The sequence below is a fragment of the Mucilaginibacter sp. genome (genome assembly GCF_041088075.1).
Taxonomy (GTDB): Bacteria; Bacteroidota; Bacteroidia; order Sphingobacteriales; family Sphingobacteriaceae; genus Mucilaginibacter_A.
In genome coordinates this window covers 49,043-65,905 of the sequence record NZ_JBGCVY010000033.1, presented here as the reverse complement: position 1 = coordinate 65,905, position 16,863 = coordinate 49,043, and the positions used below count along the sequence as shown (strand labels likewise).

Here is a 16,863-nt window from a genome sequence, read left to right as displayed (position 1 = left end):
CATTATTTATGCTGATGCTTTGCCCGTTCATATTGCACTGGCCATTTTACATCCACGCCTAATTCTTGCGCCGCATGTAGTGGAAAATATGGGTCGCGCAAAGATTCCCGGGCAATCAATACCAAATCAGCTTGTCCGCCGGCAATGATTTCCTCCATTTGTTCTGCTTGGGTAAGCAAACCAACAGCACCAGTCAGTATGCCGGTTTCTTTTTTAATCTGTTCGGCAAACGGAACTTGGTAATTTGGGCCTGCTGCTATTTTTTGCCAGGAAACCAATCCGCCGGAAGAGCAATCCATCAAATCAACACCTTTTTCTTTTAAAATTACTGAAAGTTTAACCGATTCTTCCGGGCTCCAACCGCCTTCTGCCCAATCCGTTGCCGAAATACGGACAAACAACGGCAAATCCTTAGGCCAAACTTCCTGTACGGCTACCGTTACTTCCAGCAAAAAGCGGATCCGGTTTTCAAAAGAACCGCCGTACTCGTCCGTCCGCTGGTTGGTTAGCGGCGATAAAAACTGGTGCAGCAAATAACCATGCGCGGCATGAAGTTCAACCACTTTAAAACCAACTTCGACAGACCTTCTGGTTGCTTCCTTAAAATCGCTGATTACTTTTGCCAGTCCGGCTTCGTCCAAAGCCATTGGCGTTTCGGTCCCTTCTTTGTACGGAATGGCACTTGGTGCAACCGTTTGCCAGCCTTCCGGTTCATTGCTTGGGATCAGCATTCCGCCTTTCCAAGGCGATTGATGGCTTGCTTTTCTTCCCGCATGCGCCAACTGCACACCGGCAACCGAACCGTTTTGATGGATAAAACCGACGATCTTTTTTAGTTCTGTTAGATGTTCATCTTTCCAAATCCCCAAATCGTCTGGTGTAATCCGGCCTTCCGGAGAAACCGCGGTTGCTTCGGTAATGATTAAACCGGCACCGCCAACCGCGCGGCTGCCAAGATGTACAAAATGCCAATCGTTGGCAAAACCATCAACGCTCGAATATTCGCACATCGGCGAAATCACAATCCGGTTTTTTAGTTCAATACTTTTTATGGTTAATGGTTTAAACAGTGCTGCCATGATGCTTCTTTTATCGGTATATTTTTAGGAAGAACACAAGGGCAGCCAACTGGTTTCAAAACAAAATACGCCGAATAGAAATAGTCGTGATTAAATACCAATTCAACCTTCAGAATTATTTTTGTAGTTTTGATATCACCAAAAACAATAAACGATGAATTACGGCGCAATTAATATTGACCCGGAAACCATGGGCGGAACTCCCGTTTTTACAGGAACACGTGTGCCTATCCAAGCCTTGTTTGATTATGTTGAAACAGGAGAAACCTTGGACGAATTTTTAGAAAATTTTCCGACTGTAAAAAAAGAATACGCCCAACAAGTTCTTAAAATGGCAAGCAAAACGCTAACATCTGAAAAATTGCTTAGTGAAAATTTTGCTTGACGAAAACATGCCAACCAAAGTTAAGTACGATTTTGGGGAAGGTTATTTTGTGAAAACAGTGAGAGACATGGGCTGGTTAGGAAAGAAAAACGGCGAACTTTTAGGTTTGGCAGCTTTTAATGGTTTTGATATTTTTATCACCTTAGACAAAAACCTAAAAAACCAGCAAAACCTAAATAAGGTAGATTTAAAATTTATTGTATTATTGGCCAAAGACAATAAACATCAAACTTTGCAACCGTATATTGAAAAAGTAAGTTCGATTTTAAAAAGCAATGATTTGCCTAAAATATTGATAGTTTCAGCCGAAGATTTGTAAAAATCCTACAACTCCACCTTTGGAAAATGGATCTCATACTTTTCCAGTTCCAGCACAATTGTATTTAAAATAGCATAGTTTTTATACCATTTTTTATCGGCAGGGATAATGTTCCAAGGGGCAGCTTCGGCGCAATGCTCAAAAATATATTCGTAAACTTTGGCAAAATCGTCGTGCTTTTTGATGGCGGCAATATCTTCCTGCTGGTATTTCCAGCGTTTGTATTCGTTGGTTTTGCGTGCCTGCAAGCGTTCTTCCTGTTCTTTTTGCGAAACGTGCAAATAGAATTTCATCATAATAGTATTGTTCCTTACCAAACCGCCTTCAAAGCAGTTAATCTCTTCGCAACGCGCTTTAATCAGTTTATCGTCTATGGATTTGTTGACGGAAGGCACCAAAATATCTTCGTACTGCGAGCGGTTAAAAATCTGAACCATGCCTTTTTCAGGGCATTCTTTACTTATCCGCCACAAAAAATGATGTGCCAGTTCCTCTTCCGTTGGCGCTTTAAATGATTTTACCCTGCACCCGGCCGGGTTTACGCCCGAAAAAACATGCTCAACTGCGCTGTCTTTCCCCGAAGCGTCCATCCCCTGCAAAATAATCAGCACATCGTACTTCTTTTGGGCATACAATTTATCCTGGATTTCCGCCAGTTTTTCAATCAGTTTGCTGCTTTCTTTGGCCGCTTCTTCTTTGGTTATTTTTTCTTCGGGAGAAGTGGAAATATCTGATAGTTTGATTTTCTTGCCCATGATGCTTCTTTTACACACTAAATTTTATCCAACCTGTACCTTCATAACCAAAAATAAACTGTTTTGGATTGATGATCTCCGCTAAAATTTCAACCGAATCGGCAATACGCGGACCGGAACGGTTAAAGTACTGGTTTCCATCGGCAATAAAAAGCCGGTTGTTTTTTACAGCCTGCAAATCCTTAAAATACGGTTGCTGCAGCAACGTGTCCATTTCCTTCAAAGTCCGTTCGATATTAAAACCGCAAGGCATCACGATGATGATTTCGGGATCAGCCTCCACCAAATCCATCCAATCAATAGCCGGCGAATGTTTTCCGCTTTGCGCTAAAATAGCTTGTCCGCCTGCAATTTCCACCATTTCCGGCGTCCAGTTTCCGGCCATCATCAACGGTTCAATCCATTCGATACAAGCCACGGTTGGTTTTTGGGTGATGAATTTGAGCTTGTGCCGAATCAGTTCCATTCGTTCCTGCATCCGTTCTGTCAAATCTGCTCCGCGATCGGGCACGCCCAAAACCTGTGATACTGTTTTTATATCGGTAAAAACAGCATCGAGGTTATTAGGTTCCAGCGAGATAATTTGAACGGGATGATCCAGCAAATTTTCCAATGCTTTTTCTACATCGCTAAAACTCACGGCGCAAACCTCGCATTGTGTTTGGGTGATGATGACGTCCGGTTTGAGTTGCTTGATCAGTTCGCGGTCAAGCTGATAAAAAGAAAGTGCGTCGGTTAAGCTGCCTTTTACCTGTTTGTCTATTTCCAAACTATTTGCATTCGGATCCAGCATCGCCGAAGAGCAAACCGGCACATGCAAAATACTTTCCGGAAAATCACATTCGTGCGAACGGCCAACCAATTGTGCTTCCAAACCCAGTTCGCATATAATTTCGGTTCCGGCGGCCAGCAGGGAAATGATTCTTTTTTGATTCACAAACGATTAAATTATAACTTCACTCTTTATCAAACGCTTGCAAGATCAACGCCCTGGTCCTCTTCCCTCTTTGAAGGGGGCAAGGGGGATGACCTTCAAACCAATAAAAATATTTTGAACAACCATTACAACCCACAAAATAAAGGATTCGCCCGCAATCTCCGCAATAATTCTACACCGGCAGAAATCAGGCTTTGGAGCGATTTACTTCGGGCTAAAGGACTTTGCGGTTGTTCATTTTTACGACAAAGGCCAATTGGTAATTACATTGCTGATTTTTTTTCCAAAGATTTGAAACTGGTAATTGAATTAGACGGCCAAAGCCATCAGAATGAAGAACACGCGCAACGGGATATTATTCGTGATAATAAATTGGAGGGATTGGGTTATAGCGTTATTCGATTTGAAGATGATGAGGTTTTGTATGATTTTTTGAATGTGGTGCGGACTTTGAAACTTTTTGTGGAGGAATTTGAGGAAAAGCAGAATCAGAAAGGTCATCCCCCTAATCCCCTTCGAAGGGAGAACGAGGACCAGGGCGCAGATCTACCAAAAGCAAATATTCAAAATAACAAGAACCAAGACAGAGGTTTACTCGCAATACTTCTTTTATGCCTGTTTTTTTTGTGCGGCTGTTTTTCCAAAGATCAATCCAACAAAACGGTTTTCAACTTTAACATGGACGATGCGCTCACCTCGCTTGACCCGGCCTTTGCACGAAACCAAAATGCTTTGTGGTGCGACAACCAGTTGTACAACGGTTTGGTGCAAATAGATGACAGCCTGAAAACCAAACCTTGCATTGCCAAATCTTGGGAAGTTTCTGCGGATGGGCTGCATTATACTTTTCATCTCCGCAACGATGTTTTTTTTCATGACGCCGCACAATTTAAAAACGGAAAAGGCCGGAAAGCAGTGGCGAAAGATTTTGTGTACAGTTTTTACCGGTTGACGGACCCTAAAGTCGGCTCTTCCGGTTCCTGGATTTTCAGCGATAAAGTAGCGGTAAAAGAAGCATTCCAGGCACCCGATGATTCTACCTTTATCATCAACCTGCGCCGTCCTTTTCCGCCCATGCTGAGTTTGCTTACGGCACAATATTGCTCAGTTGTGCCGCATGAAGTGGTTGATTTTTATGGAAAAGATTTTCGCAGCCATCCCATCGGCACCGGCCCGTTTCAATTTAAGTATTGGAAAGAAGGCGAAGTGCTGGTCTTCCTTAAAAACGAAAAATACTGGGAGACGGAAAACGGCCACCGTTTGCCTTATCTCGATGCCGTCCGTGCTTCTTTTATCACCAATAAACAAACGGCATTTATGGAGTTTGTAAAGCATAACCTCGACTTTTTCAACGATATAGACGGCAGTTACCGCGATGATATTTTGACCAAATCGGGTAAAATCACTAAAAAATACCAGGGCAAATTTCAGCTAAAAATACGGCCTTATTTAAATACGGAATATTTAGGGATGCTGGTGGATACCGATTTGGCCATCGTTAAAACTTCTCCGTTACGGTTTAAAAAAGTACGGCAAGCTATCAATTATGCCATTGACCGGGAGAAAATGGTGAAGTACCTGCGCAACAGTGTGGCTACGGCTGGCCACGCTGGTTTTGTTCCTTTGGGAATGCCTGGTTTTGAGCAGATGCAGGTAAAAGGCTACCATTACGACCCGGAAAAAGCGCGGCAACTATTGGCCGAAGCGGGTTTCAACAACGCGCATCCCGTTCCGGAAATCTTGTTAAATACAACCACAACTTACCGCGATTTGATCGAATTTGTGCAGGGGCAATTGAATGCAGTTGGCATCAAAACACGGGTTGAAGTTACACAGGGCGCAAGTTTGCGGGAAATGATCGCTAAAAACAGCATCAACTTTTTTAGAGGGAACTGGATTGCCGATTATCCGGATGCCGAAAATTACCTTTCTGTTTTTTACTCGCGCAACAAAGTCCCTTTCGGCCCAAATTATACGGCTTTTTACAATCCGGATTTTGACCGTTTGTTTGAGGCCAGTTATCAGGCCAAAACCGAGCAGGAACGTTTTAAACTGTACCGGCAAATGGATGCTTTGGTGATAGAACAAGCGCCGATTGTTATTTTGTATTATTATCAACTGGTCAACCTGTACCAAAACAATATCAGCGGCATCAGCACCAACGCGCAGAATTTATTGGTTTTGAAAAGGGTGAAAAAGGCGAAAGGTTAAGGGTTGAAAGGTGAAAGCCTGCCAATCCGAAACAAAAAAATCCGGCTGTTAATAGCCGGATTTTGAATGCTTCTTTTATCGGGTAAAAATCATTGTGGCCTTCCGCCGCCACCCGATGGAACGCCGCCGCCACCGTTGCCGGTATCGCCAGGCATAATATCATCATTGTTAACACCTTTTTTCTTGGCCTGTTGTCCGTAAGTAATCTTGCCAAAGTTGTAGCTGAACGAAATACCGAACGAGCGTATAGGATACGATATAGTTTGAGTTTGGGTAAGGTTAGCACTGTTGATATTGGTATTTAAGTGCAGATACTTTTGAAACGGAGATAACGCATTTAAACCCAAAGTAAACTTCTTGGCAATAATGTCTTTTTTCAACCCTAAACCATAAATGTTAAAGGCAGGGCCAGTACCTTGTATATTACGTCGTTTTGAATTGAAAACGCCAAATAATTCGGCTGCAAAGCCTTTTTTCAGTGCTAATGATGCACCTGTAAAAATATTATACTGGATATAAGTATTGTTACTACTTTGCTGTGCTAACAAAGCAGAACTTGCAGAGGCATCATAAGTGTAAACACTCGCGCTTCCCCTGATGGTCAGCGGTTTTACCGGGTTGACGGAACCGGACGCACTTACACCTATCGAGTTATTTTTACCAATATTTAAAAAGTTGGTCCTGGTGATATTACGGCCCAAATCCGTATCATACAAAGAAGTGGCAATGCCTTCGATCAGGTTGTTGGTGTGTTTGTAGTAGGTAGATAAAATAACCACCGAACTTTTGATAAAAGCGGTATAGCCCAACTCTACCGTTTGGCTAACCTCTGGCGATAAAGCCGGGCTGCCTTGCGTTTGGTTATCCGCGTTGGCTTTGTTGATAAACGGATTGATTTGGGTTAAGCTTGGGCGAGTTATCCGTTTGGTATAGTTCAGTTTCACACTGTTGCCGCCTTTTAAAGCCCTGGACACTGCAATGGTTGGCACAAAAGTAGTGTACGAGTTAGAAAACGGCGATAAGCTGGGCTGCGTGCTGTTGGATGGCGTACCATCAATCTGCGTGTTTTCTACACGTGCGCCAACTTGCAGACTGTAACTTTTAGGCAAGGTAAAAGTTGCCACAGTATAACCTGCGTACACATTTTGGTTGTATTTGTACAGGTTTGATGCCGTATCGTTCAGCAAATACGGCCCGGTGTTGTTGTTTTGCTGAAAAACCTCAAAATCACTGTTGATCCGACGGAAAATTGATTTGCCGCCAGCTTCCAGCTTGATCTTTTTGCCGATAGGCAAACTGTAATCAGCCTGGGCAGTGTATTCATTGTTTGTACCATCATTCGTACCGTTTTGGTTTGGGGTGAAACGGATAAAGGCAGCAGGAACGCCAAAGTATTCGGTAGCGTAATCGTTTGTTGCCGCTGTATGGCTCCACTGGCCGGCAATGGTCAGTTCTTCGCCTTGTTTTTTAAATTTGTGGGTGTAATCGGCACTCCAGTCAAAACCGCCCAAACTGGTTTTGTTGTAGTTATCACTGGTGTAACCGGCAGTGGCGCCAAACAAACTGTTGGTGCTAAAACCCATACCCTTGTTTTTCATGGCGATGCTGTTGATCGTAACATTTGTGGTGATCGAGTTAAAATCGTTAAAATCATAACTTCCGTTGATCGAGCCACGAACACCAACACGCGTAGTCCTGGACTGGGAAGATTGTGTGCGTGTAACGGGACCGGTAACACTGTTAAAATCAACCAAAGAAGTTTGCGGCCAGGCACCGTTGCCACCAATATTGGCGCCCAGGCTAAACCGGTTATGCTTATAGTTTAGGTTGATGTTGCCGTTGTTTTGCCGCGTGCCCACACCGCCACTTATCGAGCCGCTGATACCTGATGCTTTGCTGCTTTTGGTAATGATATTGATGATACCGCCAGAACCTTCTGCATCGTATTTTGCCGATGGCGAAGTAATCACTTCAATACTTTTAATTTGGTCTGCTGGAATGGTGCGCAACACATCCGCCAAACTGGTAGATAAAGCGCCGGAAGGTTTACCGTTGATCAATACACGCACGTTTTGATCGCCGCGCAGCGAAACGTTGCCATCCAAATCAACCGACAAAAGCGGCACTTTACGCAACACATCTGTCGCGTTTCCGCCAGACGTTGTAATATCCTTTTCAGCATTGTAAACCAATTTATCAATATGGTTTTCAACAAGGGCTTGCTGCCCTACAACTTCCACTCCTTTTAACATCCTACCTGATGGAGATAAACGCACCGTACCCAAATTGGCATCCGGTTTTGCAGGCGTGGTGGTAACCGGGTCGAAGGTTTTGGTGGGATAACCGATAAAGCTGACGGTAATTTTATATTTGCCCGGGTTCAGGTTATCAATGCGGAAATTTCCTTTGCTATCGGTAACCACACCGTTCAAAGGTGCTTTTCCGCCGCTGCGGAACAGTGTGATGGTGGCATAATCAATCGGTTTTTTAGATATAGAATCCACCACAGAACCGGCAATACGGCCGGTAACAGAACTGCCGCCACCGCCGCCGCCAGGAAACTGCGCCTGCACGGTAAAGCTGAGTATAAAAAAAGCAAAAAGTAGAAGTAAAGATTTCATTCGGATAAGATTTTGGGTTTGGAGGTGCAAAAGTGGGAATTGTTACAGCGTTAATGAAAAAACATATGTAAAAGAAGCATTACTTGGGAAGGTTGTAAGGTAAAAGGTAGGAAGGCGAAAGGCTGAACCTGGCCAACCTTTTACCTTTCACCCCACTAAACCACCATATTTACAATGCGGCCTTTTACGACGATCACTTTTTTAGGTTGTTGTCCGGCCAGGTATTTTTGTACGCTTTCATCGGCCAAAACCATTGCTTCAACTTCTTTTTGGTCTAAATCAAGCGGAATATTCAAGTTGGTTTTTGTTTTTCCGTTGATGGAAATCGGGTACGAAAAAGCATCTTCCACTAAAAACTCCGGGTTAAATTTTGGAAATTCAGCATAAGATAAAATTCCGGCCTCGTTGCCCAGCAGTTTCCACAATTCTTCGCAGATGTGCGGCGCGTAAGGCGACAAGATCACGACCATATCTTGCAGGATGCTTCTTTTAGCACACTTAATTTCGGTTAGCTCATTTACCGCAATCATAAAGCTGGAAACCGAAGTGTTGAACGAAAAACGTTCCACATCATCCTCCACTTTTTTAATGATTTTGTGGAGCGATTTGAGTTCGGCTTTGGTTGGTGCTTCGTTTATCACCCTAAAATTAAAGGCATCATCATGAAACAGTTTCCAAAATTTCCGCAGAAACTTGAAAACGCCTTCAATACCGTTGGTGTTCCAGGGTTTGGATTGTTCCAAGGGACCTAAAAACATTTCGTACATCCGCAAGGTATCCGCCCCGTAACGCTCAATCATTTCATCCGGATTGACTACGTTCCATTTGGATTTAGACATTTTCTCAACCTCGGATTTAGTGTAAAAATCCCTTTGTTGTTGATTAGAACTTGGTTTATATGGTACTAATTCGCTTTCACTACTTTGATCATACCATTGCCCCTTGAAAAGACAAGCATCTTTGGTTATGAAGATTGTATCATTGTAATCCAAATCAAATTGTTCAATGTATTTACTAATATCTAATATAGATTTATTGCATAAACTGATAGGAACATTTGATAATTGCGTTGAATCGCTTTGGAATGTTGCGTCTTCAGAATAGTAAACATTATATGCATTTCCATCTGGCGTTGGTATGTACGAGTATCGATTATTATGTTCATTATGATACCAAATCATTTTTGTTTTACCAATGCTTCTAAATACTTTCTCAGACACTCCCTGAATCATCCCCTGGTTAATCAGCTTTTTAAAAGGCTCCTCCTCCACGACCAAATCCAAATCTTTTAAAAACTTGTTCCAGAAACGGCTGTACAGTAAATGCCCGGTTGCATGTTCGCTGCCGCCGATGTACAAATCCACATCTTTCCAGTAATCTATAGCTTCTCTTGGCGCGAAAACGTTCTCCGCTCTTTCCTCTTTGGTCGCCATATAACGATACCAGTACCAGCTTGAGCCTGCCCAGCCCGGCATGGTGCTTAATTCGTATTCAAATTCGTTTTGGTATTTCCAGTTTTCGGCACGCGCTAATGGTGGTTCGCCGCTTTCTGTTGGTAAATATTTGTCCACTTCGGGCAAAACCAAAGGCAGTTCGCTTTCATCAATCAACTGCGGCAAACCCTCTTTAAAATAAACCGGAACAGGTTCGCCCCAGTAACGCTGTCGGCCAAAAATCGCATCACGCATACGAAAGTTAACTTTGGCTTTTCCGGCACCCATTTCTTCCAACTTGGCAATAACTGTAGCCGTTGCTTCTTTATAATTCATTCCGTTGATAAAACCGGAATTGATGTAATGGCCTTCTTTGGTGGCATCTGCTTCTTTTACCACCTCTTTTTGAGTATCTAAAATGGCCACAATCGGCAAGTTAAAATGTGTGGCAAAACGATGATCGCGCGCATCTCCAGAGGGAACGCCCATTACCGCGCCGGTTCCGTATCCGGCCAAAACATAATCGGCAATCCAAACCGGGATTTTATCATTATTTAAAGGATTGACAACATAACTGCCCGTAAAAGCGCCCGAAACAGTTTTGGTATCGGCCATGCGATCCAGTTCCGATTTTTTTTTTGCCTGATCAATGTAAGCTTCAATAGCTTCGCGCTGATCCGGTGTGGTTAAATCTTTCACCAGTTCGTGTTCCGGTGCCAAAACCACGAAAGTAACGCCGAAAATGGTATCCACGCGCGTGGTAAAAACGGCGATTTTGGCCGGTTCTAACGGGCTATCCTGCGATAATTTAAAATTACCCACAACCGGTTCAACTTCAAATTCAACCATCGCGCCAACACTTTTGCCGATCCAGTTGCGCTGCATTTCTTTCAGCGGTTCCGGCCAGTCAATCATATCCAAACCTTGCAGCAAACGTTCGGCATACGCGGTAATGCGCATGCTCCACTGCATCATTTTTTTCTGCTCCACCGGATAACCACCACGTTCAGAAAATCCGTCTTTTACTTCATCATTGGCCAAAACGGTTCCTAAAGCAGCACACCAGTTAACGGTGCTTTCGCGGAGGTAAGTTAAGCGGTATTTTAGCAGTTGTTCCTGCTTTTCGATGTTGGAAAAAGCAATCCATTCTTCCGCAGAAAAACTCAATACATCTTCATCAGATGCTGCTTTTATCGCATGATTTCCTTCGGCCTCAAACTTTTGGATTAAGGTGGAGATGGGTTCTGCTTTGTCTGTTTCCAAATTGTACCAGGAATTGAACAGTTGCATAAAAATCCATTGCGTCCACTTGTAATAATCCGGCGAACTGGTGCGCACTTCGCGGCTCCAATCAAAAGAAAAACCAATTTGATCCAACTGACGGCGATAAGTGGCAATATTTTGTTCGGTGGTGATAGCCGGATGTTGCCCGGTTTGTATGGCATATTGTTCGGCCGGCAACCCGAAAGAATCGTAGCCCATTGGGTGCAGCACGTTAAAACCTTTTAATCGTTTGTAGCGCGCAAAAATATCCGAAGCAATGTAACCCAGCGGATGGCCGACGTGCAAACCTGCGCCCGAAGGGTACGGAAACATGTCCAACACATAATATTTAGGTTTGGAAGAATGGTTCTCGGCTTTAAAAGTCTGGTTTTCGGCCCAAAACTGTTGCCATTCGCTTTCTATTTTTTTAAACTGATAATCCATTTTCGCTTGTCCGGGAGAATTGAACTGCGAAAATAAAAAAATTGGGTGGTTAAAAATTGATTATTGTTGCGTACCGAAATTATGATGGTAAAAGAAGTATGGAAAATGTATCTTAAACAAGTTTTCTTACTGCTTAAGAAAGGAATAAGGAATCATTTAAAAATGTACAGATGAGTCAGAATTATAGATTAATAAAATAGTTATTGATGAGAGTTAAACATAAAAACCAAATATTCGCAACTATACAAAAAAGCGGATTAGATGTTAAAAATTTTAATTACACTTCAGAACAAACAGCAAGTATTGAAGACGTATATATAGAATATGCAGAAAATGATAAACCTACAGGTTTAAAGTTTAATATTAGAATTTCAGATGATTCTTTTGATCTATTCAATTATCGCACTATTATCTACTCGCCCTCTATGCAATATAGTATATGGTTCCCTCGCATGAACTATGCTTCTATAGATGACATTTGTGATCAATTTAACAACTGGATTAATAGATCTTTAAAAGAATATATTGCTGATAAATTAGAAGTAGACTTATGGGAGGAATATCAAAAAGGAAATACATTACTAAACGTTAATGAGTCAGAAAGCGGAGATAATTCTTTCTTCTCATTAAATGAAAAGCAACAAATTAAGCTATCATTGAACGATTTAAAGCAATTAATACCTAAGCAATTTGATATCAATCCTTTACAATTAGAAAGTATTAATCAAAGATTAGATTACTTAGCAGAAGGTTTAGATCGGTTGAACAAGTTTGATTGGAAATCCGTGTTAGTTAATCAATTTTTAAATATAGGAACAACATTAGCTTTAAATCCTGATCAATTTGTTCATTTACGTGATCTGTTTATTAAACTATTGCATATTATTCCTTTATTGAATTAAAGGTTTTAACAGCTTATTTTACATCCAAAACCAACAAACTTTTAAAACGAAAGATTTTATGGCAGAAGTAATTATTAACGATATTATGCAGGCACTCAAAGCAGTAAGCCACAGCAATGCTGATAATTCGCACATCCGTTTTGATAAAGAAGCCGATGTAATGTACGTCAACTTCGGCCCGCCGGTTCCTGCGGATGATAGTGAACTGGGCGAAGACGATATTTTATACCGATACAAAAACGGAGAAATTATTGGCCTTACCGTAACCCATTTTAGTGAACGGTAATTGTAGCATATAAAATTTATAACACCAATTTTATACCGATAAAAGAAGCATCGAGGAATTCGGAAAAGACCGAAAGTTAGAAAAGCAGGAAGCCCCTTTTAAAATTTGCGCTTAATTTTGGCTAAAGCCTTGGTCTCCTTCTGCCCATTTAACCGTTGGCTAAAGCCAAACGGCAATGAATGGTTTTACGGGCTAAGCCAGTTTAGGGAAGTTAAGGTATTCATTACCGTCCCATTCATGGGACGGTAGCAAAGGGAACAAAAATGGCTTTAGCCAAACCTACAAGATCCAAATTTTTAGGGCATAAAAGAAGCATGACAAACAGGCCGGACAAAATTTAAACAGACGCTAAGTTTTTCACTTCTTTTTATCTTTGCAAATGCAATTTATTGATAAAATCAACCAATATCTCGATAAACAATCCAAAGCACAGTTAGATAAAGGTAGCCGCATCTTTTTGGGCAAACCTATAAAAGTTGAGGAAAGCATTGATAAAGAAAGCTACACGCTCCATGTCCCAAGCGAAAGCAGCCGGTATAGTTATACGGTTGATGTTTATGAAGACAGTAGTTATGCTGATTTGGGCATCGTATGCGAATGTGAGGCTTTTTTTGACTTTGATGATTGCAAACATTGCGTTGCCGCGGCACTTGTAATCCAAAAAAGGTTGTTTGATAAAGGCGAACAAAGCGCAACAACAATCCCGGCAACAAAACAAATCAAGCTCGATGCAGAAGGTTATTTCCATTTTAAAATGGAGTATATCACCAGCTATACTTTGCAAAAATTTTCCGGCAACATCAGCCAAAGCAACCTCAGCAAAATCATCAATAATTTAAAGCCCGGGCCTATAAACCTGCCGCACCAGTGCTTTAGTTATTACGAAAAATCAAAAAATATTTGCGACGTGGATATGGTGTTTGATGGCAGTAACGGCTTTAAAACACGCTGCACCTGCGGCGATAAAAGCTATCCATTATGCAAGCATGTGTTGGGCAGTTTTGCTTATCTGGAATACCATCACGGCCGTTTTTACTTCAGCCGTTTTAAGCTTTTTACCGAAGAAAAAAATAAAATACTGTCTAATTACGGCCTCAGCCTGAACGATCCGGAAGCAAAAGATTTTGAATGGCAGGTTACGCCCTGGGGAGAATTAACGCTGGCCAAAAAACCTGCTTATTTAATCCCGGCCGGCAATACGGCGTTTTTACACGGTATTAAACAAAGCATTTTAGGAAATACGGAAACTTCGTACAATATGCTGAGGCCACAACTGCCTGCCGGTACGATGCTCGATTTTGAAATTGGTTTCCTGTTTAATTTTACATCGGCCAGGCATATTGGTTTTGAACTGGAAACGGTTTTTGTGCGGGACAAGAACGGAAAACAGGACCTGAAAAAATTAGTGCTGCATAACCAAAGCAACCTTCCTTTTCTGCAATCCCTAAGCGACGAAATTTTTTATCAAATCCTGGAATTCAGCGACCAGAAATTAGTGGAATGGATGGCGCAAAAAGGCCATTCGTACTTAAACAGCTATTCAAACCCCTGGAACCAGATCAGCGAAAGCGACAGGGAACAATTAAAAAAACATTACCTGCAACTTTTACAGAACTTATGGCCCAAGCTTTGCGAGGAACCCTTTGTTTACCAGTTGAACGAAGGCCGTTTTAGCAATGCCAACGTTAAACCGGTAAAATTAAGCAAAACCTCGGTCCAATTGTTTTTTGAGGCTACTGCCGATGAACGTTTTATCACCATAAAAATTGATTTTAAACCGGAAGGCGAAGATTTACCGGCAGGTGAAGCAAAAGTTTTAAGAAGCGGGCTTATTTTAGAAGCAGGCGGCACCCTTTACCTGTTGCAAAACCCGGAAGACTTGTTGCTGGCACAAAACTTTAAAGGAGGATTGCTTAAATTTCCGGTTGCCGACAAGCTGGAAGTTGTCCGCAACGTCATACTTCCTTTACAGGCAAAATATCCGGTTACGATTAGCAGTTCACTCAACTACGAAACAGATTCCCTGGATCCGCAGCCGCAATTACTTTTAAGTGAGTTTGAAGATAAGTTTTTGATGCTGAAACCACGCTTTTTGTACAACGATATTTTGATGGATTACGATGACGGTTTGGAGCATATCCAGCAAACCGGGGGCAGCATCAAAATTATCCAAAGAAATAAACCCGAAGAAAAAAAGCTTTACGAATACCTGCGCACCTTGCACCCCAAATTTGCAACGCAGCGCAACAACCTGTATTACTTTTTGCCTTTTGCAGAGGTGATGAAAGGCAACTGGTTTTTAAACATGATCCAGCAGGTGCAGGAAGCGGGTTTTCCTGTTTTTGGGTTACAAGATTTAAAAAACTTCCGCTACAATACCAACACGCCAACTTTTGATATTGAAGCAGGAAGCGGCATTGATTGGTTCGACCTGAAAATAGAAATACATTGGGGCGACCAGCAGGTTCCGCTTGCCGCTGTCCGCAAAGCTATTTTGAACAAGCAGGAAGCAATTTTGCTGGATGACGGTACGCTGGGCATCATCCCAACCGAATGGCTGGAGCAATACGGGCTGTTGCTAAAAGTCGGCAATGAAAAAGAAGGCAGGGTACGCATAAGCAAGCTGCATTACAGTTTGCTGGATGAACTGGGCGACAAGCTAAACAACAAAGACATACAATTAGAAATCGCTGAGAAGAAACAAAAACTGGCCAATTTCAGCGAAATGCAAACGTACCAGCCGCCTTCTGCTGCCATAAATGTGCAACTTCGGCCTTACCAATTGGCCGGTTTCCAATGGATGCAGGCACTGGACGATTTGGGCTGGGGCGGTTGCTTGGCCGATGACATGGGTTTGGGCAAAACGTTGCAGGCCATTACTTTTTTACAGTTTTTAAAGGAGAAAAATCCGGGCAGCACACAACTTATCGTTTGCCCGACTTCGCTTATTTTTAACTGGGAAAACGAACTGGACAAATTTTGTCCGGATTTAAAATACCATACTTATTATGGCAACATGCGCAGTTTCGACGATGCACATTTTGAGCAGTTCGATTTGATTTTAACAAGTTACGGCGTGGTACGGTTGGATGTCGAGCATTTATCCAAGTTCAATTGGCATTATCTAATTTTGGATGAAAGCCAGGCGATTAAAAACCCGGATGCACAGGTTACCAAATCGTTACAACTGCTAAAAGCTAAAAACCGGTTGATATTGAGCGGAACGCCGATACAAAACAACACGTATGATCTGTTTGCCCAGTTCAACTTTATCAACCCCGGTTTTTTAGGCCAGCGCGAATTTTTTAAGCAGGAGTTTGCCAACCCGATTGATAAGTTTGGCGACAAGCAAAAAGCAGAACAATTGCGCCGGATGGTTTATCCTTTTATGCTGCGCCGCACCAAAGAACAGGTAGCCACGGATTTGCCCGATAAAACCGAAATGATTTTGTGGTGCAGCATGGACAAAGCCCAGCGCAGCATTTATGATGAGTATAAAAATTATTACCGCAACCTGCTGCTCAAAAAGATTGATGAGGAAGGCATGGGAAAATCTGGCATTTATGTGCTGGAAGGGTTGCTTCGGCTGCGCCAGATTTGCGACCACCCGGCATTGATAAAAGATGTAGAAACGGTGTCGGAATCTGTAAAAACAGAAGAACTGATGCGCGAAATCCGCGAAAACGCGGGCGGCCATAAACTATTGGTGTTTTCGCAGTTTACAGAAATGCTGCACCTCCTCAACAAAGAACTGGAACAGGCAGCGATAGCGCATTGCTACTTAGATGGCAGTACGCCGCTTGCCAAACGCAAAACCGAAGTCAAGCGTTTTCAGGAAGACGAAAGCATCAAGGTTTTCCTCATCTCGTTAAAAGCAGGCGGCGTTGGCCTCAACCTTACCGCTGCGGATTATGTTTATTTGGTTGACCCTTGGTGGAACCCGGCAGCAGAACAACAAGCGGTAGACCGTACGCACCGCATCGGCCAAACCCAAAAAATATTTGCCTACAAAATGATCTGTAAAGATACTGTAGAAGAAAAAATACTGCAATTGCAACAAAAAAAGAAAACTTTGGCCGATGACTTGATCAACGGAGACAGCAGTTTTATAAAAAAAATAACCAAAGAAGATGTGGCGTTTTTGTTTAGTTAAGAACCTGTTTAAATTTTGTTCAAATACTTCCCATACTTCTTTTATCACCTAAAAATCATTGTATTTTTTTGGTTC

The 16,863-nt window shown here is 42.3% G+C and carries 11 protein-coding genes; 6 read left to right on the top strand and 5 right to left on the bottom strand.

Annotation, left to right across the window (positions count from 1 at the left end; translation table 11 throughout):
- Window positions 1-2 precede the first annotated feature (2 nt).
- Complete coding sequence (locus V5804_RS07575) at window positions 3-1,079, bottom strand: NADH:flavin oxidoreductase/NADH oxidase (protein ID WP_369590777.1); 1,077 nt, start codon at window positions 1,077-1,079, stop codon at window positions 3-5.
- A 154-nt stretch (window positions 1,080-1,233) separates the two neighbouring features.
- Between V5804_RS07575 and V5804_RS07570 the strand changes: the two genes are divergently transcribed.
- A complete protein-coding gene (locus tag V5804_RS07570) occupies window positions 1,234-1,464 on the top strand; it encodes a DUF433 domain-containing protein (RefSeq protein WP_369590776.1) in 231 nt (76 codons plus the stop codon).
- 7 nt (window positions 1,465-1,471) lie between these two features.
- A complete protein-coding gene (locus V5804_RS07565) occupies window positions 1,472-1,783 on the top strand; it encodes a hypothetical protein (protein WP_369590775.1) in 312 nt (103 codons plus the stop codon).
- Between the two features lie 5 nt (window positions 1,784-1,788).
- Here V5804_RS07565 and V5804_RS07560 read toward each other — a convergent pair whose 3' ends face one another.
- Complete coding sequence (locus tag V5804_RS07560; RefSeq protein WP_369590774.1) at window positions 1,789-2,538, bottom strand: PPK2 family polyphosphate kinase; 750 nt, start codon at window positions 2,536-2,538, stop codon at window positions 1,789-1,791.
- A gap of 10 nt (window positions 2,539-2,548) precedes the next feature.
- Entirely contained in the window at window positions 2,549-3,475 is a 927-nt protein-coding gene (locus V5804_RS07555) for a cobalamin-binding protein (RefSeq protein WP_369590773.1), read from the bottom strand.
- 114 nt (window positions 3,476-3,589) lie between these two features.
- On the opposite strand from V5804_RS07555, the gene V5804_RS07550 reads away from it, so the two are divergent.
- Complete coding sequence (locus V5804_RS07550; RefSeq protein WP_369590772.1) at window positions 3,590-5,686, top strand: ABC transporter substrate-binding protein; 2,097 nt, start codon at window positions 3,590-3,592, stop codon at window positions 5,684-5,686.
- A gap of 89 nt (window positions 5,687-5,775) precedes the next feature.
- On the opposite strand, the gene V5804_RS07545 is transcribed toward V5804_RS07550, so the two are convergent.
- Window positions 5,776-8,307, bottom strand: coding sequence for a TonB-dependent receptor (locus V5804_RS07545; protein WP_369590771.1), 2,532 nt, complete (start codon window positions 8,305-8,307; stop codon window positions 5,776-5,778).
- Between the two features lie 155 nt (window positions 8,308-8,462).
- Complete coding sequence (locus V5804_RS07540) at window positions 8,463-11,447, bottom strand: leucine--tRNA ligase (RefSeq protein WP_369590770.1); 2,985 nt, start codon at window positions 11,445-11,447, stop codon at window positions 8,463-8,465.
- Between the two features lie 206 nt (window positions 11,448-11,653).
- Here V5804_RS07540 and V5804_RS07535 point away from each other — a divergent pair, with 206 nt between their 5' ends.
- From V5804_RS07535 to V5804_RS07525, 3 genes are all read left to right on the top strand, one after another.
- The gene (locus tag V5804_RS07535) at window positions 11,654-12,349 is read left to right on the top strand and encodes a hypothetical protein (RefSeq protein ID WP_369590769.1); all 696 of its coding nucleotides are present in this window, start codon (window positions 11,654-11,656) and stop codon (window positions 12,347-12,349) included.
- A 58-nt stretch (window positions 12,350-12,407) separates the two neighbouring features.
- Entirely contained in the window at window positions 12,408-12,635 is a 228-nt protein-coding gene (locus V5804_RS07530; RefSeq protein WP_369590768.1) for a DUF2283 domain-containing protein, read from the top strand.
- 379 nt (window positions 12,636-13,014) lie between these two features.
- A complete protein-coding gene (locus V5804_RS07525) occupies window positions 13,015-16,788 on the top strand; it encodes an SNF2-related protein (RefSeq protein ID WP_369590767.1) in 3,774 nt (1,257 codons plus the stop codon).
- Window positions 16,789-16,863: the final 75 nt, after the last annotated feature.

Coding starts and splice junctions, on each gene's coding strand:
- V5804_RS07575 (WP_369590777.1), bottom strand. CDS start 1,079: ATGGCAGCACTGTTTAAACCATTAACCATAAAAAGTATTGAACTAAAA.
- V5804_RS07570 (WP_369590776.1), top strand. CDS start 1,234: ATGAATTACGGCGCAATTAATATTGACCCGGAAACCATGGGCGGAACT.
- V5804_RS07565 (WP_369590775.1), top strand. CDS start 1,472: ATGCCAACCAAAGTTAAGTACGATTTTGGGGAAGGTTATTTTGTGAAA.
- V5804_RS07560 (WP_369590774.1), bottom strand. CDS start 2,538: ATGGGCAAGAAAATCAAACTATCAGATATTTCCACTTCTCCCGAAGAA.
- V5804_RS07545 (WP_369590771.1), bottom strand. CDS start 8,307: ATGAAATCTTTACTTCTACTTTTTGCTTTTTTTATACTCAGCTTTACC.
- V5804_RS07540 (WP_369590770.1), bottom strand. CDS start 11,447: ATGGATTATCAGTTTAAAAAAATAGAAAGCGAATGGCAACAGTTTTGG.
- V5804_RS07535 (WP_369590769.1), top strand. CDS start 11,654: ATGAGAGTTAAACATAAAAACCAAATATTCGCAACTATACAAAAAAGC.
- V5804_RS07530 (WP_369590768.1), top strand. CDS start 12,408: ATGGCAGAAGTAATTATTAACGATATTATGCAGGCACTCAAAGCAGTA.
- V5804_RS07525 (WP_369590767.1), top strand. CDS start 13,015: ATGCAATTTATTGATAAAATCAACCAATATCTCGATAAACAATCCAAA.